Here is a 26,311-nt window from a genome sequence, read left to right on the forward strand (position 1 = left end):
GTAAGCTAAATCATTTAACAAAAGTGGGGGCTAAAGTGATGAAGATGATGCTGACAGTTGAGGATGTTTTGCAGCGCAAGCCATTTCATTCTGCAAAGGTGCTTGCAGGGAGGAAAGGACTAAACCGTCCCGTGAAGTGGTCTCATATATTAGAAGTCAATAATGCAGAGGAATTTGTAAACGGCGAGGAGCTGATTTTAACGACAGGCATGAATCTGCAGCACGGTCAAAAAAGTCAGTTAGCTTATATAGAAAAGCTGATTAAGCTGAATACTGCTTGCATATGTATCGAGCTTGGCTCCTCCATACTTGGGATTGCACAAGATGCACTGGCACTTGCAGAGATGCATGATTATCCTGTTATTGTGTTTGAAGAAACAGTCAAATTTGTCGAAATCACGCAGGATTTGCATACTGCAATCATTAATAGTCACCACGAAATGCTGACTGACCTTGACCGGCTGTCAACGGAATTTCACTCCCTTTCCTTGCAGCCTAACGGCATCATGAAAATATTGCAGGCTGTTTACCAGTATTTTCACAAGCCAGCCTGCTTTCTCTCACCAGACTCTATTCAATATTATCCAGTTAATAAAAAGGAAGCTGCGTTTTTTATAAAGGAACTAGACTTAGAGAATCGGCCATATATGGAGCATAATGATGACATTCTTCTTTCAGCAGCAGTTCGGATGTTTGACCAGGTGTGGGGCTATATCGTCTTAATGGAAGCTGACCAAATCCATCATGATTTCTCCACACTTGTACTTGACCGAGCGGCAACTGCCATATCACAAGTGACTCTGCGCTATAAAGAATTAGCAGAAAAAAAGCATTGTTTAGAAGAGGATTTCATTCGCTCCTGCTTGTCCAACGACTCTGTCGACTTTAATCGTTTTCATTCTATCTTGCCTACCTATTATGCAAATGCAGCTTACCGGCTTCTGTGTATTCCAACACATCAAAACCTGCTTAGCTTCATGAACAGCAAAGCGGATTTTCAAAACACGCATACGGCGATGATGCTGCGGACATTATTGCAAAAGGAAGGATATTCTCCTATCATTTCAGTTCATCCACATGAAATTATTTGTATCATCTTCTCTAGTCCCAGTAATGTAAATACTAATGGCCAATGGGAAAAGCTCCGTGTAAAGCTGACTCAGCTGTGTGCTAAGCTTTTGAATGGTCAATTATTTGGAATAAGCTCGTCTTACTCGAGCCTTGAGCTTGTGACAAAGGCTTATGAAGAGGCAAATGACGTCCTGCATTTACGAAAACAGGCTGAAATAATCAGCCCTTTTTTCGACAATCTCGGCATATACCGGCTGTTGCTCCCCCTTCAGAAAACAGGGGCATTACAGCGCTATATCGAGGATTATATAGGGGGAATTATTGAATATGATAAGGTGAATAACAGCGAGCTCCTCAAAACATTGGCCGTGTACTTTGAGTGCAACGGCTCCAGAAAGATGGCGGCAGAAAGGCTGTTTATCGTCAGGCAAACCTTGTATCACAGGCTGGAGAAAATACGGAGTCTCCTTGGCGATGGGTTTACTGAGCCAACGAGCCGCTTGGCTTTAGAAGCAGCAATTAAAGGCTATGAACTTGAAAATAGCCTTCGCAAAAAGCAGGAAAATCTGCTGATTCACGAAGGCCGGAACTAATTTACGTACATTGGAAGGAAGAAATGCGGTCTGCATCTGTTCCGTAATACACCCAGCGGTTATTTCTCCAGCGCCATCCAGCAACAGAAGTTCTGCCGATATAAGTAGGATAGAACCAGAATGAGTTGCCATTGCGCAGCCACACATAAGTGTAGCGGAATCTGCATCTTCTCATAGAACCAGGATCAACTGCATACAACTGTGGTCCTTGTGGTCCCTGAAGCTGCGGTGTAAAGGTAGGCGGCGGTCCTGATGGAGGACCATATTGGTCGCCTCCTGAACCTCCTCCAAAATCCGGCTGGAAAGAAGGTCCCCCAAAATCCGGCTGGAAGGAAGGTCCTCCAAAATCCGGCTGGAAGGAAGGTCCTCCTGGAGAAAATGGCGGCGGACCGCTCGGAGGACCACCAGGAATAGGAAAGAAAGATCCTCCTCCGATTTGGTTTAAACGATATGGATCTTGTTCATTTGCAACATTGTATGGATTAATAGGCGGATAATACATGCATAATCCCCTTTCAGTTTTTATGCTTTACTGTATGCTGCCCGCCTAATTTGGTGCCCGTACCGTTATAAGAATCAACATTTAAATATTTAAAACGCTTTCATTAATTCAAGCAAAGCCATGGATTCTAATTTTGTTATTTTCTATGTCTACAAAATAAAACTCATAGTATGTGGGGAATGGATTGTCAACAGGACCGACCAGCACACCCTTTTCCTTTAGCTGCTCATGTGCCGCAAAGATGTCATCAGCTTGCAAATCAAGGCAATCATTGACTGGAAGCTGGTTTATTGGATTTCTCAAATAACGGTTGCATAAGGCCAATTTTGTATATTCATTTATGGTAAAGAAATAGGCGGCATCATGTCTTTCTGTAGGTTCCAGCTCTAAAATATAAGAATACCACTCTACAGCACTCTGAAGATGTTCGACATATGTCCAGATGACTACCTTGCCATTAATCATCGTTTTTGGGATAAACACTTCACTCAACCTTATCTCCTCCCCATTTTATTCTTCTTTTTTATGTACGTTATCTCTATGCTTCCTCCTCTCTTTCTTAACTATATGCTGTTAAACGATGTATTTTACATAAAAAACATAAAAGGATAAGCCTTTAAGCAACAAGGCTAAAACAACAGCTTAATGATGAGCCAAATGACAAGAATCCAAATTGGTATTGATATAATGGTGCCCCAAAAGCAGCCTGCAGCAAATGATTTTTTCACTAAATTTCATCCTTTTTATCCTAGACTGTTTTTGCTTCCTCTTTCTTTTTAAGCTTTTTCTTAAATATCGCTCCTAATACAAACAGCATCCCAGGCAGTCCTATGGCAATGCTGAGGCTGACAAGAACCCATTCCTTCTCAATGATGCCCATTGCCCGATGATGACTGCCTATCATCCAATAGCTAAAGGCACTTAGAACAAGACCAACAGGAATGATTACAGGACGATAATCCTTTAAGCCGATGATTTTTTGAACAGCTATAGAGGAGCATAAAAACGTCATCATAATTTGTGTTAAAATGGACAGCGCGAAAAAGGCAATCATAATCATTTCATAACGGTGCAAAAATAGACCGATTTCGGCACTTCTGGCCATTTGCATACAAGACACAATATATTGTGCAGCAACTTCTGGCGACAGAACACCAACCTCTAAAATCGGCCACATGACGATGATGACACCGCTGAAAATCAACCCAGACGTACTTGATCGAATCCATGTCGCACTATCTCTGACAAGGGGAAGAATCATACAAGCCATCATTGTCGCCATTGCCCAGTCTGCATCATGATGCCTGCTTGCCCATAATGTTGAGAAGAAGCCGGAGTCAAAGGTTGGCTGCAGCTCTTTAATATCAAATTCACTAATCGATCCTGCCAGAAGCAAAATATTCAACGCCATCACAGAGAAAACACCGATAAGCGCCATTCTTGCAATTACTTCTATGCCAAAATGAATGGCATATGACCCAATTAGAAAGGCAGCAACAATGAACAAAATAGTATGAGCTTCAGGCAAAAAATAATCTTTCAAATGGTAAACGAAAGTAGCCATTATCGTGCCATATGCACCTAAGAAAAACAAAAATACAAGGGCTGCGACCCCTTTGCCAATCCATTTTCCTAGTATCTGTCCATACTGATCAATCATATCTCCATTCGGGAGCCGCTTAATCGCAAAAATCACAATTGCCATAATGACAATGCCCTGAATCGAAGAAAATATCGTGGATATCCATATATCTCCACCCACTTCCCTTGCCATAATGCCTTGTGTCAGTCCAATTGACTTCGCATAAAGCATATTAATAATCAATGCCATGAACATGCCATTTGTTATTTGTACTTTCATTCTTCCTTTTTCTCCTTTTTGCCTGATGTTGTCGGCTTATAAAGCAGGGATCCGCTCTCTACTTTTGCACTAACCTTTAAATTTATCTTTACAGTTGGAAATACTTCATCCCAAGAATTAGCATAATGCTTCCACTCATATGGATATTCGTTTTGAAAAACCTTCCCTAGTTCCAATACATCTGCTCCGTAATCTTTTTGGATTTTATCCACTGTTGTCTTTATTTGACTTGTCAGCTCTTTTTCCACATTGTCTTCGAGCTTCTTTACATGCTTTTTATTAGACAGGTCAAGAGAACAGCCTGCTTCCACAACGCGGATATGCGCTTTAAAGGACGCATCATAGCTGATGTCACCATCCTTATATTTTGGCTTCACGTTAAAGGATTGATTTGTTAACTCCACACTTAGAGGCGTATTTGGATCATCAGGACAGCTCACTACTGCCACACCTGAATCGAGCTTTTCTCTGAATAAAACCAGCCCTCTCAACTCTTCTGGCTTCAATGTTCCCACAAGCTTATCCCCTTTAAAAATACCGGCCCCTGCTAAGACGACCTGCTTCGTTTGTGCTCCTTTATCAGGTGCTTTATTGTCAATTTTACTCGTTTCAAAGGCAACCCTCGCAAGCAGCGGCTCTGTCGACTCACTTAAATAAGCACTTAACAAGTCCATAATCACTGTTCTCGGCGCCTGATTAGATATGGTTGTGTATCGAAACAGCTTTGCAAGCGCTTCGCCTGGGATTACTTCGAGACTTGTAACGGTAGAAATGACTTCATTCGCTTTCTCTGGTGTTACAGTTACCCATGTTCTCATTCTTAGTTCAGGGTTGCGTGTGAAGAAATCGATAACATCCCCGATTCCTTCCTTCGCTACCTCCTCATTAATGACAATAATAAAGTTATGAGCCCAAAAAACCCTTCGTGATGACATGCTCGACATTTGACGGATTGCTTCAAAAATCGATGAGCCTTCTGTTTCCACCGTCCAAACTGGCTCTCCTGATTGACCTGATGGTGCTCCTGTCTGGCCCCGGGCATCTGCAGGTCTGGCTACTTGGGCTGTTACCTTAACTGTCCCTTCCTTTTCTCCTTTATCAAGGCCAACTGCCATCACTAAAGCTAAATCGCTAATTTCCCGCTTGCCCGAGCATGCCCCAAGCAAAAGAACAACAGACAGCAACGCATGAAAAAGGATGATTTTTTTCATCATTTCTCATCCCCTTTTCCTTTTGGTGACTTTCGTCTCTTCAGCTGTTTAATGCCTGTCCCACCGCTGTCCTCTTTCGTTTCTGACTGCTGTTCGGCATTGCTCTCCGGCTCCTTCCGCTCAGAGGTTTCCTCTGCCTTCGTATGGGTGCTTTCTCCATGCTCATCTCCTTTTGGAGGCTGAGGCAGCTGGCTTTCCCCAATCTTAGAAGTATCATTGTCTGCTAATTGAGGGCGCTTCTTCATTGCCCACCATGGCATGCGGAAAATAGTATCCTTCTGGTCCTGCGGCTGAAAAGGCGTTGCTGGTGCTAAGTAGGATTCGCCAAATGAGCGGATGCTTAAGGCGTGAATTGCTATAAGTGCAAACATTGATGCAAAGCCAAGCAATCCTAATGTTCCTGATGCAATTAACAACGGAAATCGTATCAGCCGGATTGAATAAGAGGCTGAGTAGTTCGGAATTACAAAAGAGGATATCCCGGTAGTCGCCACGATAATGACCATAAATGGTGACACGATGCCGGCCTGAACAGCTGCTTGCCCAATAACAAGAGAACCAACGATGCTCACAGCCGAGCCGACTGGTTTTGGCATGCGCAAACCAGCTTCCCGCATCAGCTCAAAGGTCAGCTCCATCAACAACGCTTCCAGCAAGACAGGAAAGGGGACAACCTCACGCCCTGAAGCGATTGTTAACGCGAGAGGGGTTGGGATCATCTCTTGATGAAAGCTGACAAGCATCACATAAATCGACGTCAATGTTAAGCTGAGAATAAAGGCTGTATAGCGGACAATTCGAAAAAAGCTTCCTGCCATGAAACCTAAATAATAATCATCGCTCGCCTGCAGGAACTCCCAGAAATAAGTTGGTACAACAAGAACAAAGGGTGTATTATCAACAAAAATCGCCACCCTGCCCTCTAGAAGCGAGGAAGCGACCTTATCAGGACGTTCGGTGCTCATGATGGTCGTGAAAGGAGATAATGGTGCGTCCCTTATCAGCTCCTCAATATAACCGCTTTCTAATATGCCATCAATATCAATTCTATTCAGACGTTCCTTCACTTCATCGACAAGCCCTTTTTTAACAATTCCATTTATATAGGCAATATTGATGTCTGTTTTCGTACGTTTCCCTGCATTCAGCTCTTCGAGACGAAAGCCTGTATCTCGTATCCTTCTTCTCACAAGAGCAGTGTTAACTCGAATGCTTTCTGTGAAGCCATCCCGCGGACCGCGCACAACTTGCTCTGCCTGAGGCTCTGATACTCCTCTTTGCGCCCAGCCTTTTGTCGGCACTTGAAAGGCTTTGTTGCAGCCTTCAACAAGCAGCACTGTGTCACCAGATAAAATCGATTTTATAGCACTCTCAAGCTCTGTCGTTTCAATGAAGTTAGTGTTCATAAGAACATGCTCTTCTAAGAGCCTCTCAATATCACGAGTATCCAAGTCATTGCGGATAATGACCTCATTTCCTTCAAACATCAGGGATTGCACTATCTTTTCAATAATTTGCGTATTTACTAAACCGTCAATATAAAAACAAGCAGCATGAACATCCTTTTTTTCTAAAAAGGTTACTTTCCGTTCAATAAAATCGGCACTGCCGCCAAGAAGCTCCTTAATGATGGAACTGTTATAGGTTAGTGAATAGGTGAAATCTCGCTGAGGTGTATTATTTGCTACCATTATTCATCATCCTTTAATCTGCGTATCATTCACAGCTTCTTTTATCCTTCATAACCAACTGTATGCCGTTCTATTCTTTTTGTTGAAAAATGTATAATTATGACTGCTTTTGTTGATTAAATAGAATATAGTTCCAATTGCTATAATAGAATTTTACTTATTAAGGAGTATTTGCCAATGAATTTATATCATACATGGATTTACGAATATGTCCTCAATGCCAAGTGGTTCATCTGGGTGATTGTCTACACCGTGCTTGCCTTAAACGTCATGGCACCTGTGATTATTTGGGGACTGATGAATGGCACTGCTTTAAAAAAATGGGGAAAGATGATTGTGGAGAAAACAAAAAAGAAAATGAAGCAAAAGAATCTCGAATCCTAATCTTTGCTTCATTTTCCACCTTTTATTTTATTAAATTTTTTGCAAAACCTTTTCATTCACAGACGGACGGCCGATGGAGTGGTAATGGACTCCAGCTTCTTCTGCCTCCGCAAGTGCATAGCAGTTCCTGCCGTCGTATACGTGCGGCGTTTTCATATTTTCTGTAAACAAAGTTAAAGGAGCATTCTTGATTTCCGGCCACTCTGTAAACACAAAGCAAATATCTGCATCCTGCAACGCTTCTTCTATGGTTGATGCAAAAGCCACTTCGGTCGGGTAGATTTTTTTGAAATTCTGTTCTCCTACCGGATCATAGACATGCACAGATGCGCCTTCGTTCAAAAGCAAGCGAACATTCGGAATAGACGGAGCTTCTCGCAAATCATCTGTTCCCGGCTTAAAAGTGACACCTAAAACAGCCACCTTCAAGCCAGCAAAACTGGCAAAGTCTTTCCTTGCCTTTTTGATGAGCTTAAACTTCTGCTTTTCATTAACCTCAATCGCTGCCTTCACAGTGCGAAGAACATAGCCTTCTTCCTCAGACAGCCAGTGCAGCGCCTTCGTATCCTTCGGGAAGCATGAGCCACCGTAACCAATACCAGCCTGCAGAAATTTGTCCCCAATCCGGCTGTCCATGCTCATCCCTTTCGTAACATCATCAATATTAGCACCAACTGCCTCACATAGATTGGCAATATCGTTCACAAAGGAGATTTTAAGTGCCAGAAAGTCATTGGACGCATACTTGACCATTTCCGCACTGCGGCGACCCATATTAAGAATTGGCTGCTGGAACGGCTGGTAAATTTGTGTTAAGAGCTGTCTTGCATTCTCTGATTCTGTACCGATAACGATTCGCGATGCATGAAGTGTGTCTCTGACAGCAGTGCCTTGTGCCAAAAACTCCGGATTTGCGGCTACCTCAACGTTTATATCACGCTTCACATGCTCTTTTATAAATGCTTCGACCTTATCGTTTGTACCGATTGGAACAGTCGATTTAATCACTACTAAACAGTCTCTTTGGACATTTTCGGCTATTTGTCTGGCCACAGTGTATAAGAACGTAAGATTGGCAGAGCCATCCTCGTTTTCTGGTGTACCGACACCGATGATGATGACACTTGAATTTGCATATGCTGATTTATGGTCTGTTGTAAAAAACAGGCTGCCAGCATCCTTATTTCTGACGATCAGCTCATCTAGCTGCGGCTCATAAATAGGAGAGATGCCTTTATTCAATAAATCAATCTTATCCTGAATGGGATCAACACATGTCACTACATGGCCTGCTTCTGCCAAACATACGCCAGTCACTAATCCTACATACCCTGTTCCTGCTACTGTAATCTCCATTCGATCGAAACTCCCTCATCTTTTTATTGTCTATAAACCCGATTGCAATCTTTTCCCTTCATTTTAGCAGTGGCTTGTAAAGCTAATTCGTCATCTTTGTAAAGGTTGTATGAACTAACCCTATCGCCTAAGGCAAACAACAGCTATCATTGCAATTACCTAGTTTTCACACCCACTTCTTTTGTCTAAAATAGATTTCCACTATTCGCAGCCTGTTAATATTTCTTATATATTGAAAGCACCTAGGAAACTAACAAGAAAAAGCGCTTTTTCGGAAGGGATTTTCTGTTGAATGACAAGGACTATCAATTGTTAACCGAACAGTATACACCGATGATTCACCATTTGCTGAAAAAACTATCTATCTATAAAAATAAAGAAGAGTTTTTGCAAATTGGCCTTATCAGCATCTGGGAAGCATGGCAGAACTATAAAGAAGATAAAGGAAAGTTTCACTCTTATTTGTATATGTATATGAGAGGAAGATTTCTCGATGAACTGAAACGCCGTTCTAAAGAGGAACAGCAGACTGTATACCCTGAGGAGGCATTTTGGGAAACGGCTGGAAGTCACATGCTGACTCTAGATGAGCACTATATTCAAACATTGTGCAGTACACTTACTGCAAAAGAAGCAAAGTGGGTCAGCTATTTTTCCATCCAGCAGTTAACAATAGCTGAAATTGCTGCAAAAGAGCATGTCAGCATGTCAGCAGTGAAGGCTTGGAAAAAAGGTGCGGTAGAAAAGCTGCGTAATATTCTTGCCCAGCAAATGTAAAAAGGACGGCTCGGGAGCCATCCTCAAGTGTTAAATCTTAAATTTATATTCACTAGCTGTTCTCATATGAAGAATAAATACCTTCAAGAGATCCTTTGTCGCTTCTAAATCCTTTATATCAATCACTTCATTTGGAGAATGTGCATATCTGGAAGGAATAGAGAGCACTCCTGTCGGTATCCCCTTACCCGCAAGGCTTAATTCTCCTGCATCTGTTCCAATTCCAGGGAACACTTCAAGCTGATAAGGAATGCTGTGTTCTTTTGCCAGTGACTGGAGCTGCTCTTTTACCTTCCTGTTAGAAATCAAGCTAAAATCCATAATTTTAATACCGGTGCCAGCACCTAAGGCAAGTGTTTTATCCATCATTTCCTCAGGAGTATCACTGACTGCTGTCGTATCAAGAGCAATTGCCACATCAGCATCCGTCTGATGGCTAACAACCCTTGCTCCCCTTAAGCCGACTTCCTCCTGAACAGTAAAGGCGCCGATAATTTCTCCTGCAAAATCAGTTGCATCAAGTTCCTCAAGCGCTTTAATTAGCACGGCACAGCCTGCTCTGTCATCAAAAGCTTTGCCGCTGATTCTTTTATCTGTTAACAGGTCGAAATGAGGCTGCCAAACAATCGAATCACCCACTTCAATCCCCAGTTCCGCTGCCTCTTTTTTGCTTGTAACACCTGCGTCTATGTATTGCTGTTTATGAGAACGAACCTTCTGCGCATCATCAAACTTCACCATATGAGCAGATATGGTGCCAATAACCCCTGAACGCAGACCTCTGCTAGTTTTGATTTGTACTCGCTGCGAAAGAAGGATTCTGTCATCATGGCCACCTAATTTCTCAAAGCGAATCAAACCATTGTCTTCTACTTTTTTGACAATAAAGCCTACTTCATCCATATGTGCAGCAACGACAATTTTTGGTCCTGGCTTGCTGCCCTTTTTCGTGACTATTAAATTACCAGCACCGTCCACTTCAATTGTATCAACAGTGCCGCGCAGGCGTGCTGCAATAAATGCCGCAACATCATCTTCAAAACCGCATGGTCCGTGCAGTGCTGTCAGTTCCTTCAATAATTCTATCACTTTGTTCCACCTCCGATAATTTCAGCCTTATTTCTATATCCGAAATAAATTCCGCCTTCCTTTATCGTAAGCTATTTTTCAGAAAAATCAATATAATAATAAAAAAAGACTGGTGTTTTTGGCACCAGCCTTTTAAACATTATATAAATAACCCAACTATTGTTGCAGTTAGAACAGATGATAGAGTTGCTGCAAGCAGCATTTTCAAACCAAATTTAGCAACAACATCCGCTTTTTCACCATTGATTGCCTGGATGGACCCAGAGATAATACCAATGGAAGAAAAGTTAGCAAATGATACTAGGAATGTGGAAACAATACCGACCGTCTTCTCAGACAGATTTGGAATCATTTCTTGGAACTGCAGCATCGCAACGAATTCGTTTGCCGCAAGCTTCGTACCCATAACAGAACCTGCATCAAGGATGTCATGGCCTGGTATACCCATAATCCAAGCGATTGGCGCAAAGATATAGCCTAGAATTCCTGTAAAGCCAATACCGAAGATTGCTGAAAAGAAAGAATTGATTAGTGCCAGTAAACCTACATAAGCAACAAGCATTGCCGCAACAATTAAAGCAACTCGTCCACCATCAAGAGCTCCTGCAGAGATTGCTCCGAAAATAGAATTCGTTGTAGAAACCTCTTTAATGTTGATTTCCTCGTCCTCTTCCTTTTTGATCGGGCAGAACAATGTAGAAATGATAAGGGCAGACAACGCATTAAGCAGCATGGCAATCAATACATACTTCGCAGGAATCATATTCATATATGAACCCATGATAGAAGCAGATACACTTGCCATTGCAGAAGTCGATACAACGAACAGCTTGTTGTCATTCATTTTATCCAAATGCGATTTAATCGCTAAAATAGTTTCTGACTGTCCAAAGAAAATAGAGTTAATGCTGTTGAAAGTTACAACCTTAGAAAGACCAGTAAGCTTCGCCAATGCTCCGCCGATATATTTGATAGCCAATGGCAGAACTCTAATATGAGTCAGCACAGACAATAATGTGGATGTAAAGATAATCAGCATCAGTACATTAAGGAAAAATACACTTACTCCTTCATCAACAAGACCGCCTGTAACGAAGTCGACTCCCTCATAACCAAAGCTAAGTACTTTCGACACACCATTAGAAGTAGCTTCAATAATCTTCAAGCCAAAAGTTGTCTTGAACATCACAACAGTTATTAATAATTGCATAACAATCATAATAAGAATCGCTTTAAAGTTAACGGCCTTTTTATCATTTGACAGAAGATATGACAAGCCCAATGTTAAAAGCAGCCCAATTATTCCTATTAAAATAGACATTTCCCTTTCCCTCCTGGATGTTATTCACAAATGTTGAATAATAGATTCGCACATAGTACACAATTTTTTATGATACTGGAAAGGAGCAGGAATGTCACTGCTTTTAAGCAAATAAACAAAAGTTCTATTCTTCAAAAAAGTATAGTAAATTCACAAGATTTATATAGTTTTGTGATTCAAACAATTGTTTATCCCCCCTTTTATTGGAGAGAATTTGAATTATAGAATTAAATCAGTGGAGATGTCAAATGTTAGTCTTGTTTTATTGTTTTTTTTCTATTTGTCTGATTATTTTTGTGCACCTTTATCAACTAAGCACTATGCCTTTCGGAGAGCAAACCTTAAGCTTTTGGAGAAAAATGGATAAATTATGAAAAAATATACTTTTGAAGATTAGGAGGAGATTATTTGAATAGTATTAACCTATTAGTGATTAAAGATGAGGAAATAAGCGACTTTGAGACTTTATTTGTAAAAGCTAGTATAGATGGAAAAGAACACCGCTTTCAGCTAGATACAGGCTCCAATCAAACTATCATGTTAGAAGATGATAGTTTAGCATCTTATCAAAAAAATGAGGCCAATGATTATATAGGAGCCTTTTCCGAACATCAAATAGAATCTATTAGTGTTTCTTCAATAAGAGTCGGTCCGATTAGCAAAGTGGATTTTGAAGTAGCATCAATCAAGGATGAAACGGGAACATTCACCAATATACTAGGAATAGATTTTTTCTTAGAACATAAATGCTATTTTCGCTTCGATCAATCTCAAATAGTTATTGATTCACCTTTGGAAGAAGGAGAAGATATTCTTTTTCACCATATAAATTCTGATAATTCTCTTCCCTTTATAGAAGGAATTCTTAATGGTATGAAAGTTCATGCTTTATGGGATACAGGAGCTAATATTAATGTTGTTGATAGTTCACTTATCAATAGCTATCCAGAAATGTTTCAAGAAATAGATGGCAAAGCATTAGCATCAGGTCTAAGTGAAACAAATACAGAAATCCCTATTTATTATATGGAAGCCATTGAAATAGGAGGGCATGTTTTTCAAAAGCAATTAGTGGCTGCTACGGATTTGTCCCATTTTATTGAGCATATGGAACAGCCAATCCAACTAATAATAGGTTATAACACGATAAGTAATGCAAATTGGATATTTGACTTTCCTAACAGCAAATGGGCGATTTTAAGCAATGATTAAGTTATACAATTGAAAATCTTCGGAACTAGATAACTAAGATTTTCTACTAATTTTCTTTTATTTAATATCCTTTTTTTATAAACAAACAAAAAACCCCTCCAATTAATGAAGGGGCTCCCTAAATCATGCAGTCTTTTCTTCTGCTTTAACTGCTGGTTTTCTGTTTGGCAATAGATTAAACAAGATGTTCAGCACAATAGCTGTAACACTTCCTGCTACAATGCCGCTTTCTGTCAGAATGCGGATTGTTTCAGGCATTTCTTTGAAGATATCTGGCACTACTGTCACACCAAGACCTAATCCGACTGAGCATGCGACAACAAGCAGGTTTCCTTGCTGGTTGAAATCAACTTGTCCCAGCATTTTAATACCGTATGCACAAACCATACCGAACATCGCTAACGATGCTCCCCCCAGCACTGCTGTTGGGATTAGGGTTGTGACTGCTGCTACTTTAGGCAGGAAGCCTAGGATAACAAGGATAATACCAGCAGAGAAAATCGCGCTTTTTGTTTTTACTCCTGTCAGCTGTACAAGCCCGACGTTTTGTGAGTAAGCTGTGTATGGGAAGGAGTTGAACACACCGCCAATTACGCTGGCAATCCCTTCAGAACGATATCCTCTTGCAAGGTCCTTTTCTGATACCTTTGTTTTTGTGATATCGCTAAGAGCTAAATATACACCAGTCGATTCAATAAGGCTGACAATTGCTACAAGTGTCATTGTTAAGATAGCTGAAAAATTAAATGTCGGCATTCCGAAATAGAATGGCTTTAAGCCGTGAACCCAGGAAGCTTCCCCAACTTCAGCAAAGTTGACTAAGCCCATGAACGCTGCAACAATTGTTCCAACGATTAATCCAATTAAAATGGAGATAGTTTTAATAAAGCCTTTTGCATATTTGTTTAGCAACAGGATAAACACTAACACACCGAAAGACAACAGCAGGTTTTTCGGATCACCGAAGTCTGCACTGCCTTCGCCGCCTGCCATATCCTTAATAGCGACAGGAATCAATGTTAAACCAATGATGGTTACGACAGAGCCTGTCACAACAGGCGGGAAATATTTAACTAGCTTACTAAAGAAGGAAGAAATAATAATAATGATAGCTCCTGAAACGATAATCGCTCCGTATATAGCAGTTACTCCATGATTTGCACCAATTGCAATCATCGGTCCTACTGCTGTAAATGTACAGCCAAGCATGACTGGAAGACCAATACCGAAGAATTTATTTTTCCAAACTTGCAGCAATGTAGCGATACCGCATGTCAGCAAATCAATTGATACTAAATAGGTTAATTGTTCAAATGTTAAATTCAGCGCTCCGCCAACAATCAATGGAACTAGCACTGCTCCGGCATACATTGCCAGAACGTGTTGAAAGCCTATTGACCATGTCTTTAAAGATTCCTTGCCCATATAATTAGTAACCTCCTGAATAGATGCTTTGCACTTCTCTGTCTGCAGCAAACTTCACTTTTCCTTCTTGCAGGGAAGCGATTCTTGCCAATGACTCCAAACGATATCCTTTTTTAAGAATCTCATCAGCACCAGGCTGGAAGGACTTTTCAATCAAAATACCGATACCGCTCACCTCAGCGCCAGCTTGCTCTACTAAATCTGCCAGACCGATTGCTGCCTGTCCGTTTGCAAGGAAGTCATCAATAATTAAGACACGGTCTTCCTTTAAAAGATATTTTTTCGATACAGTAATCTCATTGGATTCCTGCTTTGTAAAAGAATAAACAGTCGATGTATATAAATCGCTTGTTAACGTCAAAGATTTTCTTTTTCTCGCAAAAATGACGGGAACATTCATCGCTAGGCCCGCCATAATAGCAGGTGCAATGCCGGAAGATTCAATCGTTAGGATTCTTGTGACTCCTGCGTCTTTAAACCTTCTTGCGAACTCTAAGCCAATCTCATTCATAAGCTGTGGATCCATTTGATGATTGATGAAAGAGTCTACTTTAAGCACATTGCTGTCGAGCACAATGCCTTCTCTTTCAATTTTGTCTGTTAGTAGCTTCATTGCGTTCATCCCCCTGAAAAATAAAAAGGAGAACAGCACGTTTACTTAAAAAAGAGTAAGCGTGCTGTTCTCCAGCAGAATTAATGACACTATTCCCTAAAGAAAATAGCATCCTATTATTAATAGCTTACTCGTAGTCAGATAATTTCCGGTTATCTGGTAGAAACTCGCAGGCCATATCCCTGCTATTATACGAGATGAATATAAATGTTATATAGAAATTATATCCGAAGATTGGACTTTTGCAAACTGAATTTTTACAAAAACGAAGAATATTCGACAAAGTCCAACACGGAAGCACAGGATAAAAACCTTGCTGTCACTGTCTTTAGCCGGTTTTTCAGACTAATGCTGGGAAATGCAACCAAAAGAAGAAGCCGCCAAATTTATCGGCGGCTTTTCCTCTTATTTATATCTTGGTATGTCAAGGGTAATACTATATGACTCTAGTATATTATAAATATTATACATGCTGGATGTTTGCTTAGATGCCCAGCCAATATCTGTTGCATATTGGTGTGTAGCATATCCATTTGCAGCTGCTCCGACAGGATTCCATCTCATTTCATATATAGTATCTTGACCTCTGTCAATATAGTCTTTTCGCACAAATTCAGCACCGCCAATAATAGCTGCTTCTGGTGTAAACCAGCCTGCGCTGTACGCGAAAGCTGCTCCGCCTGAAACGGCATTATTGTCTGTTGCGCCAATTCCGTACATATTGTACACTGTCTTGCCATTGTATGTGACACCTTTTGCAAGCTGGCTCGTTCCGTTTCCTGTTTCCAAGAAGGAGTGTGCCATCAAGTAAACGGCGTTAACGCCATACTGCTCTGCAGCTTTTTGGTAGCTGCTTGCTTTTCCAGCAAGTATACCTTTTCCGGTAAGAACCTTCTCATTCACTTCATCCACACTGATTGTACCCGGATCAGAAAGCTTAGCAAATTGCAGCTGTGCTTTCAGCGTTCCCTGGAAGTTAGATGGGTTGATATAATACTTCAGATCCTCTATGGAAGGCGGAACCCATCCGCCAAGCTTCATCCAGTTCATGCCGTCCGTGCCCTTTACTGTGCTAAGGACTGTGAAATCACTGTCTCCTGCTTGGAAGCGAAGATCATGTGCACTGTAGTTCGCCCCCGGACCTGTACGAATATTCCAGCCGCCCTCAACAGCTAATCTGCCATTGCTTTTCGTATAAAAAGCATCTTCACGCAAGTAGATGTCATAGCGTTTGTCTGTTTTTGGAGCGGAATTGCTCTGGATTGTCGTCATTTGGTCAAGGGTAAGAGAAAAGTCACTGTATGTTTTAATTACTTCTTGCTTCACCGATTCGCTAATATCAAGGCTGAGATTTGCGTTGCCAGTGCTCTCGAAATACTTGATTGTTACAGTGTGGTATCCTTTGTCCATGTACTTCGCTTTTACTTCTCGCTCGCCCTTCTTCGCTACCCATGAATCGATGATAGTCTTTCCATCGACAAGCAGAATGACACCGTCATCTGCATTAACAGTGAAGTCATAGTTCGTGCTCTTAGAGAAGTAGACTTGCTTGCTCATAACTGCTGAGAAGTTATCATTTGGAATACTCTTAGCAGGCGAGCCTGAACCCCAATTGAAGTTCACGTCAGATTCCTGATCGACTTCCACAAGTCCTGTGGAAGATACAGGACTGCTTGGATTAATGACGTTCGGATAATATTGAACTGTCCAAGTATCCTTATTGATTAAGCTGTTCTCATTGAATGGGGTAATCGTAAAGTCAATATTCGATTTACCTGTCTGTTCAAGATATCTAACCTCAATCCAGTGAATATCTCCTTCTGCCCCATTCTTGACAGAAAGCTTAACTGCATCATTTTTGCTGTTGCCAGCACTCCATCTGTCGATCACAACTTTGCCGTCGACAAGCACTTGCACTCCGTCGTCAGCAATTGTGTTGATATAATAATCGCCAGCAGTCAGGCGCTTCGCCGTAACATAACGTGCTGAATAGTTATTAGCAGGCACATTTGCCATCGGCGCATCATAGCCGAAATCTTCTGTAAAGCCGTTGTTGCTGTTCGGATTGAGCACTTTCGCATTCACAGGAGCACCAGATGTTTCCATATTGTCATAATAATAGACAATCCAGTTTCCAAATGGGACTACATCAGCAAACAGAGATGCTTTTCCGGTATTTTCATAGTATTCAGCAGTAACGGTATGATTACCGCTAGAGACCTTCGGCAATGTTGCACGGTGAATGTCTCCTGAAGAGTTCGTCCACTTATCGATAAACTTGCTGCCATCAAGGCTCATGCGGATGCCGTCATCAGCAAACGCCTGTGCAAAGTAATCTTGTCCGCCTGCAATCAGTTTTCTGAAGCGAGCAGAGAAGTTATCTGCAGAAAGGCCTGAGATGGACTGCCCCGTACCCCAATTATAGCGAATGGTATCAAGCTTATTGCCGGATGTCGCTCCGCCTGCTATATTTACATAATTTCCAGACAATGTGCTGTTAGGATAGAATTGACCGAACCAGCTGTCCTTCTCAACTTCCTTATCTGCGTTTTGCAAATAGAACTCAAGACCGCTGCCGCCTGTCTGATCATAGTATTGAATTTCAATGGTATGAACATTTTTGTCAGAAGCAGAAGCTGAAGTGCGATCATTAACTTGAATAATATCAGTTGTTTCACTCTTCCAATAGCTGCTTGATTTCCATCTGTCCACAACAAGATTGCCGTCAAGATAAACACGAATTCCATCATCTGCTCTTGTGCGCAAAATATACGAACCAGCAGTTATCCTTTGTGCTGTCTTGTAGCTTACAGAGAAGTTGTCTGCATTGATCCCTGCAGTTGGTGAGCCTGTGCCATTTTCCACCTTCAGACTTTGTCCATTTCCAGAAACAGTCTTGACAGACTTAGGCATACCAGTCAGAGATGTATTGTTATAATAGGATGCAATCCAGTTTCCGAATGGTGCCACAGTTGCTGCGATTCCTGCATTGTTGGTACTTTCATAGTAATCAACAGTCAAACGGTGATTTCCAGTGCTTAAACCTGTGATTGTTCCAAAATCTGATTTTCCGGAAGAATTGCTCCAGCGGTTAATGACAGTCTTGTCATCAACGGTTGCTCTTACTCCGTCATCTGCATATGTTTGAATAACATAATCCTTGCCGCCCTCAATGAGCTTCATGAACTTAGCAGAGAAGTTGTCTGCATTCACTTCTGTATAAGGCTTGCCTGTTCCCCAATTATGAAGAAGCTCCTTCACCTTAGTGCCTGCAGTAGCACCGCCGACTGCTTTTACCGGTGTTCCAGACTGACTCGTATTATTGTAGTAAAGCTCTAGCCAGCTGTCCTTTTCAAGCTCATCACTCGCAGGCTGCAGATAAAATTCCAATCCGCTGCTTTTTGTCTCCTCATGATACTCAATTCGTATGGTGTGAATATCTTTATGGTCTGCATTCCCTGTTGTATGATCCTTTACAGAGATGACATGAGTCTGTTCGCTCTTCCAGTAGCTGCTTGACTTCCAGCTGTCGACTGCAAGCTTGCCGTCAATATAAACACGCATTCCGTCGTCAGCTCTTGTACGTAAAATATAGTCGCCTGCCTTAATTCTTTGGGCAGTTGAATAGCTTGCGGAGAAATAATCGCCGCCAACCGCACTAACAGGTGAACCATATCCGTTCTCTACCTTCAAGGAAGTGCCGTCACTTGAAATTGTATTTTGTGCTGCCGGGAAGCCGCTTAAATTCGTATTGTTGTAATACCAGGCAATCCAGTTGCCCAGCGGCACTGCGTCTCCCGCTACTCTTGCTCTGCCGCCTGCTTCCATATAATCGACTTGAAGCAGATTATTGCCGGATGCAAGATCCGTAATAATTCCTGTATCCATTATTCCAGAGGAGTTGCTCCAGCGATTGATGACGGTGTTGCCATTTGCCTTTGCACGAATTCTGTCATCGGCATATGTCTGGATATAATAATCCTTGCTGCCATCAAGAAGCTTATAGTAGCTTGCTGTGAAATTATCCTCATTGATGTTTGGATACGGCTTGTTCTTATCCCAGTTATGGAAAAGCTGGCTCTGCTTTGTTCCAGCAGTAGCGCCTCCCTCAATAACAGAAGCAAGCCCGCTTAAAGAGGTATTGTTATAATATAAGCCAAACCATTTATTAGCTGCAGCCTCTTGTTGAATAGTATTCAAGTAAAATTCAAGGCCGCTGCCGCCTGTTTTCTCATAATACTCGATCGTAATTTCATGGACATCCTTCTTAGAAGCATCACTTGTGCTCTTGTCCTTTATTTCGATCATATGCGCTTGTTCACTTTTCCAATAGCTGCTTGATTTCCAGCTGTCTACAGCCAATTTGCCGTCAATATAAATCCGCATGCCGTCATCAGCACGAGTTCGCAAGATATACTTGCCGGCCTTTATATGCTGAGCTGTTGAATATCTCACAGAGAAGTTATCCTTGCCAATGCCTTCTATCGGGGATCCTGAACCGTTTTCCACCTTGAGGGACTTGCCGTTTCCTTGAATAACATTCTGTCTCTTCGGAGTTCCGCTTAAAGAGGTATTGTCATAGTACCAGCCGATCCAGTCGCCAAATTCAACTGCTTCAGCAGCAAATCTCGCTCTGCCAGTCGCTTCAAGGTAATTTACCTTCATCGTCTGTTCTCCAGAGCCAACATTTGTTGCGACACCTGTATTAATAGCGCCGGATGAGTTGTAGTTTTGCTTGATTACTGTCTGACTCCCAATTTTCACTTCAATCTGATCATCTGCATAAGATTGGACAAAATAATCCTTGCCACCAGCCAACTTCTTTAAATAAGTTGCAGTGAAGTTGTCTGCAGGCAGGCCGTCCGCAGGGCTTTCACGCCCCCAGTCTTTCAGGAGCTGATCTAGCTTAGTGCCAGCTGTCGCTCCGCCTTCCACTAATGCGGGAGTGCCAGAAAACGATTTATTAGAATAATAGAGTCCTAGCCAGCTGGAATCCTCTGTTTCATCCTCATATGGATGAAGATAAACCTCAAGGCCGCTGCCGCCAGTCTTATCATAGTATTCTACCTTTATGCGGTGAAGCTGTTTGTTGGATTGACCGCTAATGTCTGCGACTGTAATCACTTTGGACTTCTCACTTTTCCAATAGCTGCTTGCAGTCCAGTCATCCACAACCTTCTTGCCATCCACATAAACTCTAATGCCGTCATCTGCCCTTGTCCGCAGGATATACTTCCCTGCAGGCATCACTTGGTCGGACTGATAAACAGCAGAAAAGTTGTCGCTGTTCACTCCGGTTGCCGGAGAATTAGTGCCGTTCTCTACTTTCAAGCCAAGCTCATTCTGGGAAATCTCCTCTTTTACGACAGGAGTTCCTGACATGCTCGTATTGTTATAGTAGCTAACAGACCATTTTGCAGCAGTTGCTGCTTCTGCATCATGACTAGCCGGAATAAATAACCCCGAAATTCCGAATGCTAAAGCCATAAATGTTACGGGTAAAAACTTCTTAATCCAAGACACCTCCTAAAAAGATTCGTCTGATAAAATAGTCTTAGCGATAAACCCTCTATAATTATGCAATATTACCCGAAATTTGTTAATAATTCTTTTGAAGCACCTACCAAAAATAGTACGATATACTCATATATTTTGGAGAAATATGAGAAAATATGTATGTTTTTGTCAAAAAATTATATTTAATGGGAGTTTTATAAATTGGTAGTCGGATAGGTATAAAGAGGTGAGGAGGCAGCATAAAAAGCTGCCTTAAAAGATGGACAGTAAATAAAAGTAATAAATTGGTTTATATCCAGCCATTATTTTGCGCCTTTGAAATTGCTTCAATTCTGTTTTTGACTTCTAATTTATTTAATACTTCAGAAATATAGTTGCGGATAGTGCCGGAAGAAAGATACAAGGTCGAGGAAATTTCTTGGACAGTTTTTCCTGCAGCCACGAGAGCTAAAATCTCTTGTTCTCTTTCTGTTAATGGATTTTCTGTACCTATGCTGCCAAAAATCAATTCAGAGGCAAACTCTCTTTTTCCCTTCATAACATTGCGAATCGCTTCTGCCAGGTCCTCACTTGGTCCGTCCTTAAGCAAGTAGCCGTGAACATTTGCTTTTAACGCTTTTTCAAAGTAGCCTGGTCTTGCAAATGTGGTCAGGATAATAATTTTTATTGCAGTATTTTTTCTTTGCAGCTCTTCAGCAACCTCCAGACCGCTCCTAACAGGCATCTCAATATCCAACAGACAAACATCTGGAGAGAGGGTTTCAATCAGCTCAAGGGCTTCTTTTCCATTAGCAGCCTGCCCTATCACATCGATATCCTCTTCAAAACTTAACAGAGTACCTAAAGCTCCTCTCAGCATTCTCTGATCTTCAGAAATAATGACTGTAATCAAATTATCTCCTCCTTCCGATCCTTGATAACAATTGGGATGTTAATAGTAAGCAGCGTTCCCGCTTCTGATGACAAATGCAAGTTTCCTTCCAGTATCTCCAGCCTTTCCTTCATGCCCTTCAGCCCATTTCCGAACCAATTGCCCTCAGGTATACCCTTGCCATCATCTGTTATACTCACCGTCAGCTGTCCACTGCTGTTCTTAATTTTTATATGACAATTACTCGCACTGCTATGCTTCACTACATTTGTGACCGCCTCTTTTAAACAAAGGCTGACAATATTTTGTGTCAGTGCTGAGATGTCTTCATACTCATTGAGGCTTGCGTCTATATGGCTGACAATTCCTGCAGCCTCTAGGATAGCTTGAACTTCAACCAGTTCCTCTTGTATCGTTATTGATCTCATATCCGATACCAGTTCCCTAACCTGTCTCAATGCCGAACGAGAAATTTCCTCCATTTGCTTTGCCTCATTTTTTATCAAATCCGGCGACTTAACTGCCATCTTGCCAATCAGCTGACTTTTCAGTGTCAGCAATGATAAAGTATGGCCTAACGTATCATGTAAATCGCGGGCAATTCTTACTCTTTCCTCTCTTTTTACGAGCTCTTTAATTTGCTTATTTGCTGCATCAAGCTGCTGCTCTAATTCCATTCTTCTATCCATTGAGCGAATGCCGAATGGCGACACAAGCATGATAACAAGAAAAGGAATATAGTAAAGCAGACTACGGAAAGATATTGTCTCCCAGTGGTACAAAATCGGGATAATAAGCACGCATGCAAAGAAGCTGAGAGCTTTGGAGAATGACCGTTTGTTTGCATAATAACCAATAAAGTGGGCTGGAAAGAAACCCATAAATAACACATTTAAGTTATAAAACATACTTAAGATTAAGATGACAGCAAGTTGAATGGTCAGCCAAAAGGTATAGCCCCTTTTCTTGATAAGAAAGTAAAGCTGTCTGTAGGAGATCAGAAATAAACCAAGAAGAAAATATCCTAACACTAGTTTTGACAATCGTTCATGTGCAATATAAACACCTGGCAAAATCATATAAACTAAGAATACATATGGAAAAAATCCAAATCTTGCAGGAAAAATCTCCAGTTTTTTAGTACTAGCCATAAATTCTCCTTATGCATATTGCCTTTTTCTAATATATATAGATAATACCATAAATAGGAAAAGGTACCCTATTATTAACAGAAAACCTTGAATTGAAGGACTGTTCCCTCTAATTATTTCCCATGCTCCTCCTGCGAAGGAATTTGACGGCAGCCATACGGAAATAGTCTGCATAAATTTCGGAAAAACTTCTACAGGCATCCACATGCCCCCTACGACAGCCAAAGCCATATAAATTAAATTGCTTATGCCAGCTGCTGTTTCTACCTTTTTCATTGAACCCACCAATGTTCCAATTGCAAGGAAAGGCAACGAGCCGAAAAGAATCCATAGCACACATAACAGCCACTGCATTGGCTCAAGGCTGACACCATTTATAATATAGCCTGCCAAAAAGATAACAAAGATCGAAAATAGATGGATAACAGTTTGTGCTGCAATCTTGGCAGCAAAATATATGCTTGTAGGCAAAGGTGTAATGTTCAAATACAAGGTCCAGCCTTCAGAGCGCTCCTGAACCATCTTGATGCCTAATGTCATAATGGAGCTTCCCATGACACTGAAGGTTGTCATCGACATTAAGTAATGGGCTTGCCACAAATCAGCATCCACATTTGGTGTGCTGACAACCTTGGTGAAGATATAATAAAAAATAATCGGCATAAGCAAAGACCAAAAAATATAATAACGGTTGCGAAACATACGAATCAGTTCTGCCTGGCTTTGTCTGCTGAACATCTTCATTTAAACTTCCTCCTTTTTTTCCTGAAGGAGCTTGGAAAAGGCATCTTCCAATTTCCCTTGCTGAATTTCAATATCCTGGATTTTGAGCTTCATTTCGAAAATATGGTAAATTGTCTTATCTGAATCAACTGTGACAAGACTAACCCTCCCTTTCTCCCTTATCACTTCCTCTACAAATGGGATAGATTCATATATATCCAGCGCGTAATCAGCTGCTTCTTTAAAGGAAATCGTCTTTTTAGTCCATTTTGCTTTCAATTGTTCAGGAGTTCCGTCACCCACAACTTCGCCGTCACTTATCATAATAATCCTTTCTGCCGCCTCATCTGCTTCCTGCAAATAATGGGTAGTAAAAATAATTGTCTTTCCCTGACTCTTTAACGCTGCCACTGTCTCCCAGAATGCCTTCCTTGCGTTGATGTCCATACCTACTGTTGGTTCATCTAAGAAAATTAACTCCGGGTTTCCCGCGAGAGCCAAAGCAAAATGAAGCCTGCGCTTTTGGCCGCCAGATAATTTTTCTGTGCGTCTATTCCAATCCTGTTTAGAAAGACCAGTAATAGCAAGCAATTGATCAGCAGATAAAGGCTCTAGATAATAGCTTTGCACTAACTTGATAATTTCCTTTACTTTCAGACTGTCCATCACACTTGTTTCCTGAAGCATTGATCCAATTTTCTCTCTTACTTCCTTTCGTTTTGGCTCAGATTGAAACAAATGAACAGTGCCTTTTGACGGCTGTAATAGCCCAAGCATTAAGAGAATTGTCGTTGTTTTTCCCGCCCCATTTGCTCCAAGGATAGCAACTGCTTCTCCCTTCTTTATTGTAAAAGAGATATCATTCACAGCCCTTTTCTGCTGAAACTGCTTTGATACATTGGTAAGTTCGATAACCTTTTCCAAAACGTAAACCACCTCCGCTGTTGATAAACTAATTGTATAATCCTTCCACTCTCCTTTTTAGTCGTAAATGTCATGAAATAAAGATGACATTTGTCATCTCCTCAGAAAAAAGACCCCTAACTAAAGGGGTCAATCCAAAAATATCTCCTCTAAAGTCGGCTCTTCGACCTCCACACGGAAGATGTCTGTTTTGCAGGCAGTAAAGGCTCTTGTAATTTCTGCAATCTTTTTATCTTCATCCACAGTAATGAATGTCAATTTATCGCCAAACTGGACATCTGTCCCTTTGCCTTCCAACCATTGACGAAGCTTCTGTTCTTCTGAAACAGGGACAATGCTATGTCTGATTTTGACAATAATATTTGTACGGTAAAAGGCTCGCAGCTCATCCATCGTTCCAATTTTGACAATGCGTCCTTCCTTCATAATGGCAATCCTTGTACACAGCTTTTCAACCTCATCCAGATTATGAGAAGTCAAAAAGATTGTTTTGCCTTTGTTATGCAAGCTTTTAATCAGCCGCTGAATTTGAATAACGGACTCTGCGTCCATACCGGATGTTGGTTCATCTAAAAATAACAGCTCAGGATCATGAATAATCGCTTGCGCAACACCAAGCTTCTTCTTCATCCCAAAGGAGAATTTACCTGCTTTTTTATTGGCATGTTCAGCTAGGCCGACTGCCTCTAACGCTTCCATACAAGCACTTTTTTGTGCAGGCTTCCCTGAAAGAGAAGAGAAAAACCGCAAGTGCTCAAGTGCCGTAGTTGAACCATAGAAAGTAGAATAATCAGGCATCACACCGATTCTTCTTTTCACTTCTGTGGCTTCGGTATCTCCATTTAATAACGTAAATGATCCAGAAGTCGGCTTTGCAATGCCCGTCAGCATATTAATAAAAGTTGATTTTCCCGCACCATTTCTGCCAAGAAACCCAAATATCTCTCCTTTTTCCACTTTTAAGTCAATACCATTCACAACGGTTACTCCGTTATACACCTTTGTCATTTTTTGTGCTTTAATAGCTGTCATCAGCATTCCCTCCTTTTGAAGACAAGATTAGCTAAGTAAATTAGGATTCCTGCGAACAGAAGGACTACTACAAACGTATAATCCTTTTTATCGAAGTAATAATATGGATTTACATACTTCAGCCAACTAATCGCAGGATTAGTAGTGAGAACTAACCATCCCCCTAAAATAGGAAAGATTATACTTCCTATAATGCCAAAAAACATAGTAACACTTGGTTTTGGAATTAAAACTGATAAACATAGGACAAAAGCAATCTGTAATGTGAGCAGACTCATTGTCTGGGTGAATATCAAAATATTAATCTTTTTGGTAATAATGCTGATGATAAGAAATGATGTAAACAGAGAAACAAACCAAAATATCCAGATACCGAAGAATTTCCCGTAAAGAATAGAAGACCTCGACGTTTTAGTTACTAAAAACCGCATCGTCCGCTCATATACTTCCCTGTTGATGCTATCATGGGAAAGGCTTGTAACAAACAGCTGCCCGAAAAACATAATTAAGAACATCACGCCTGCAACACTAGCTTCCTTTGCTGACAACTCCGCTATAGATGCTAATGGACCTGCGAACTTTGCAGAATAATATGCAGTAACTAAAAACAGTATAATAATCAGTACGGCTTTGACTCCTTTAAATAATTGAAAAAATTCTCTTTTGCCGATTGCAAACAAAATATTTCCCCTCCATTAAGTATCTTTATGCGTTCTTCCTCTATAATTAAGTGCCCTCCAACAGGATTATGAACAACACATGTAATATAAAAAATTCACTTCACTCCATAACGATCATTCTTTTACTTCTCATGGCTTTTTTTCTCCCACAGATGAAAGATGATCTGGCCGAACAATCCTACAATAAATAGAAGAAATAATTTATCGTAATGCTGTGCTGCAAAATCATTACCAAAATGTCTCGAAATTATAAGGAGCGCTGCTAAGGTTCCCATTACGCTGAATACTTTTTTCATTTTGTCACCTC

Annotated in this window: 22 protein-coding genes and 1 riboswitch; of the genes, 4 read left to right on the top strand and 18 right to left on the bottom strand. The window is 41.1% G+C overall.

Annotation, left to right across the window (positions count from 1 at the left end):
- Nucleotides 1-38 precede the first annotated feature (38 nt).
- Entirely contained in the window at nucleotides 39-1,664 is a 1,626-nt protein-coding gene (locus tag ACLIJJ_RS20660; RefSeq protein ID WP_411411585.1) for a PucR family transcriptional regulator, read from the top strand.
- 1 nt (nucleotide 1,665) lies between these two features.
- Here the strand turns inward: ACLIJJ_RS20660 and ACLIJJ_RS20665 are convergent, their stop codons facing one another.
- The 5 genes from ACLIJJ_RS20665 to ACLIJJ_RS20685 all read right to left on the bottom strand — a co-directional run bounded on the left by ACLIJJ_RS20665 (nucleotide 1,666) and on the right by ACLIJJ_RS20685 (nucleotide 6,929).
- Nucleotides 1,666-2,166 (bottom strand): hypothetical protein, encoded by a 501-nt coding sequence (locus tag ACLIJJ_RS20665; RefSeq protein WP_411411536.1) that lies wholly within the window; start codon nucleotides 2,164-2,166, stop codon nucleotides 1,666-1,668.
- A 108-nt stretch (nucleotides 2,167-2,274) separates the two neighbouring features.
- Nucleotides 2,275-2,658, bottom strand: coding sequence for a VOC family protein (locus tag ACLIJJ_RS20670; RefSeq protein ID WP_233315729.1), 384 nt, complete (start codon nucleotides 2,656-2,658; stop codon nucleotides 2,275-2,277).
- Nucleotides 2,659-2,914: 256 nt separating this feature from the next.
- Complete coding sequence (locus ACLIJJ_RS20675; RefSeq protein WP_233315730.1) at nucleotides 2,915-4,027, bottom strand: GerAB/ArcD/ProY family transporter; 1,113 nt, start codon at nucleotides 4,025-4,027, stop codon at nucleotides 2,915-2,917.
- A complete protein-coding gene (locus ACLIJJ_RS20680) occupies nucleotides 4,024-5,241 on the bottom strand; it encodes a Ger(x)C family spore germination protein (RefSeq protein ID WP_237941952.1) in 1,218 nt (405 codons plus the stop codon). The genes ACLIJJ_RS20675 and ACLIJJ_RS20680 overlap by 4 nt, the downstream gene beginning before the upstream one ends.
- Nucleotides 5,238-6,929 (bottom strand): spore germination protein, encoded by a 1,692-nt coding sequence (locus tag ACLIJJ_RS20685; protein ID WP_233315732.1) that lies wholly within the window; start codon nucleotides 6,927-6,929, stop codon nucleotides 5,238-5,240. Before ACLIJJ_RS20685 ends, ACLIJJ_RS20680 begins: the two co-directional genes overlap by 4 nt.
- 177 nt (nucleotides 6,930-7,106) lie before the next feature.
- On the opposite strand from ACLIJJ_RS20685, the gene ACLIJJ_RS20690 reads away from it, so the two are divergent.
- A complete protein-coding gene (locus tag ACLIJJ_RS20690) occupies nucleotides 7,107-7,313 on the top strand; it encodes a hypothetical protein (protein WP_233315733.1) in 207 nt (68 codons plus the stop codon).
- A gap of 30 nt (nucleotides 7,314-7,343) precedes the next feature.
- On the opposite strand, the gene ACLIJJ_RS20695 is transcribed toward ACLIJJ_RS20690, so the two are convergent.
- On the bottom strand, nucleotides 7,344-8,669 hold the full coding sequence (locus ACLIJJ_RS20695) for a UDP-glucose dehydrogenase family protein (protein WP_411228786.1): 1,326 nt from the start codon (nucleotides 8,667-8,669) through the stop codon (nucleotides 7,344-7,346).
- Nucleotides 8,670-8,957: 288 nt separating this feature from the next.
- On the opposite strand from ACLIJJ_RS20695, the gene ACLIJJ_RS20700 reads away from it, so the two are divergent.
- On the top strand, nucleotides 8,958-9,446 hold the full coding sequence (locus tag ACLIJJ_RS20700) for a sigma-70 family RNA polymerase sigma factor (RefSeq protein ID WP_411411537.1): 489 nt from the start codon (nucleotides 8,958-8,960) through the stop codon (nucleotides 9,444-9,446).
- Nucleotides 9,447-9,476: 30 nt separating this feature from the next.
- On the opposite strand, the gene ACLIJJ_RS20705 is transcribed toward ACLIJJ_RS20700, so the two are convergent.
- Both ACLIJJ_RS20705 and ACLIJJ_RS20710 read right to left on the bottom strand, forming a co-directional pair.
- Nucleotides 9,477-10,535, bottom strand: a complete 1,059-nt coding sequence (locus ACLIJJ_RS20705) for a M42 family metallopeptidase (protein ID WP_233315736.1) — start codon at nucleotides 10,533-10,535, stop codon at nucleotides 9,477-9,479.
- Between the two features lie 139 nt (nucleotides 10,536-10,674).
- Nucleotides 10,675-11,856, bottom strand: coding sequence for a NupC/NupG family nucleoside CNT transporter (locus tag ACLIJJ_RS20710; RefSeq protein WP_233315737.1), 1,182 nt, complete (start codon nucleotides 11,854-11,856; stop codon nucleotides 10,675-10,677).
- A 408-nt stretch (nucleotides 11,857-12,264) separates the two neighbouring features.
- On the opposite strand from ACLIJJ_RS20710, the gene ACLIJJ_RS20715 reads away from it, so the two are divergent.
- Nucleotides 12,265-13,068 (top strand): pepsin/retropepsin-like aspartic protease family protein, encoded by an 804-nt coding sequence (locus ACLIJJ_RS20715; RefSeq protein ID WP_411411538.1) that lies wholly within the window; start codon nucleotides 12,265-12,267, stop codon nucleotides 13,066-13,068.
- Nucleotides 13,069-13,191: 123 nt separating this feature from the next.
- Here ACLIJJ_RS20715 and ACLIJJ_RS20720 read toward each other — a convergent pair whose 3' ends face one another.
- From ACLIJJ_RS20720 to ACLIJJ_RS20765, 10 genes are all read right to left on the bottom strand, one after another.
- Nucleotides 13,192-14,493 (bottom strand): nucleobase:cation symporter-2 family protein, encoded by a 1,302-nt coding sequence (locus tag ACLIJJ_RS20720; protein WP_233315738.1) that lies wholly within the window; start codon nucleotides 14,491-14,493, stop codon nucleotides 13,192-13,194.
- Between the two features lie 4 nt (nucleotides 14,494-14,497).
- Nucleotides 14,498-15,106 carry a xanthine phosphoribosyltransferase gene (locus tag ACLIJJ_RS20725; RefSeq protein WP_233315739.1) on the bottom strand — a complete coding sequence of 203 codons (609 nt, stop codon included), beginning with the start codon at nucleotides 15,104-15,106 and terminating at the stop codon, nucleotides 14,498-14,500.
- 114 nt (nucleotides 15,107-15,220) lie between these two features.
- Nucleotides 15,221-15,322: riboswitch (purine riboswitch) on the bottom strand.
- Between the two features lie 189 nt (nucleotides 15,323-15,511).
- On the bottom strand, nucleotides 15,512-20,593 hold the full coding sequence (locus ACLIJJ_RS20730; RefSeq protein ID WP_411411539.1) for a PA14 domain-containing protein: 5,082 nt from the start codon (nucleotides 20,591-20,593) through the stop codon (nucleotides 15,512-15,514).
- Between the two features lie 319 nt (nucleotides 20,594-20,912).
- Nucleotides 20,913-21,515, bottom strand: a complete 603-nt coding sequence (locus tag ACLIJJ_RS20735) for a response regulator transcription factor (protein WP_233315741.1) — start codon at nucleotides 21,513-21,515, stop codon at nucleotides 20,913-20,915.
- Complete coding sequence (locus ACLIJJ_RS20740) at nucleotides 21,512-22,645, bottom strand: sensor histidine kinase (RefSeq protein WP_233315742.1); 1,134 nt, start codon at nucleotides 22,643-22,645, stop codon at nucleotides 21,512-21,514. Before ACLIJJ_RS20740 ends, ACLIJJ_RS20735 begins: the two co-directional genes overlap by 4 nt.
- A gap of 9 nt (nucleotides 22,646-22,654) precedes the next feature.
- Nucleotides 22,655-23,389, bottom strand: coding sequence for an ABC transporter permease (locus ACLIJJ_RS20745; RefSeq protein WP_233315743.1), 735 nt, complete (start codon nucleotides 23,387-23,389; stop codon nucleotides 22,655-22,657).
- Nucleotides 23,390-24,292, bottom strand: coding sequence for an ABC transporter ATP-binding protein (locus ACLIJJ_RS20750; protein WP_411411540.1), 903 nt, complete (start codon nucleotides 24,290-24,292; stop codon nucleotides 23,390-23,392). It abuts the gene before it with no gap.
- A gap of 129 nt (nucleotides 24,293-24,421) precedes the next feature.
- Complete coding sequence (locus tag ACLIJJ_RS20755; protein WP_251644804.1) at nucleotides 24,422-25,324, bottom strand: ABC transporter ATP-binding protein; 903 nt, start codon at nucleotides 25,322-25,324, stop codon at nucleotides 24,422-24,424.
- A complete protein-coding gene (locus tag ACLIJJ_RS20760; RefSeq protein WP_411411541.1) occupies nucleotides 25,324-26,004 on the bottom strand; it encodes an ABC transporter permease in 681 nt (226 codons plus the stop codon). Before ACLIJJ_RS20760 ends, ACLIJJ_RS20755 begins: the two co-directional genes overlap by 1 nt.
- A 122-nt stretch (nucleotides 26,005-26,126) precedes the next feature.
- Nucleotides 26,127-26,300: a hypothetical protein gene (locus ACLIJJ_RS20765; RefSeq protein WP_237941963.1), complete on the bottom strand. Its 174-nt coding sequence runs from the start codon at nucleotides 26,298-26,300 to the stop codon at nucleotides 26,127-26,129.
- Between the last annotated feature and the right edge of the window lie 11 nt (nucleotides 26,301-26,311).

Source organism: Niallia laureatilytica (genome assembly GCF_046613985.1).
Taxonomy (GTDB): Bacteria; Bacillota; Bacilli; order Bacillales; family Cytobacillaceae; genus Niallia.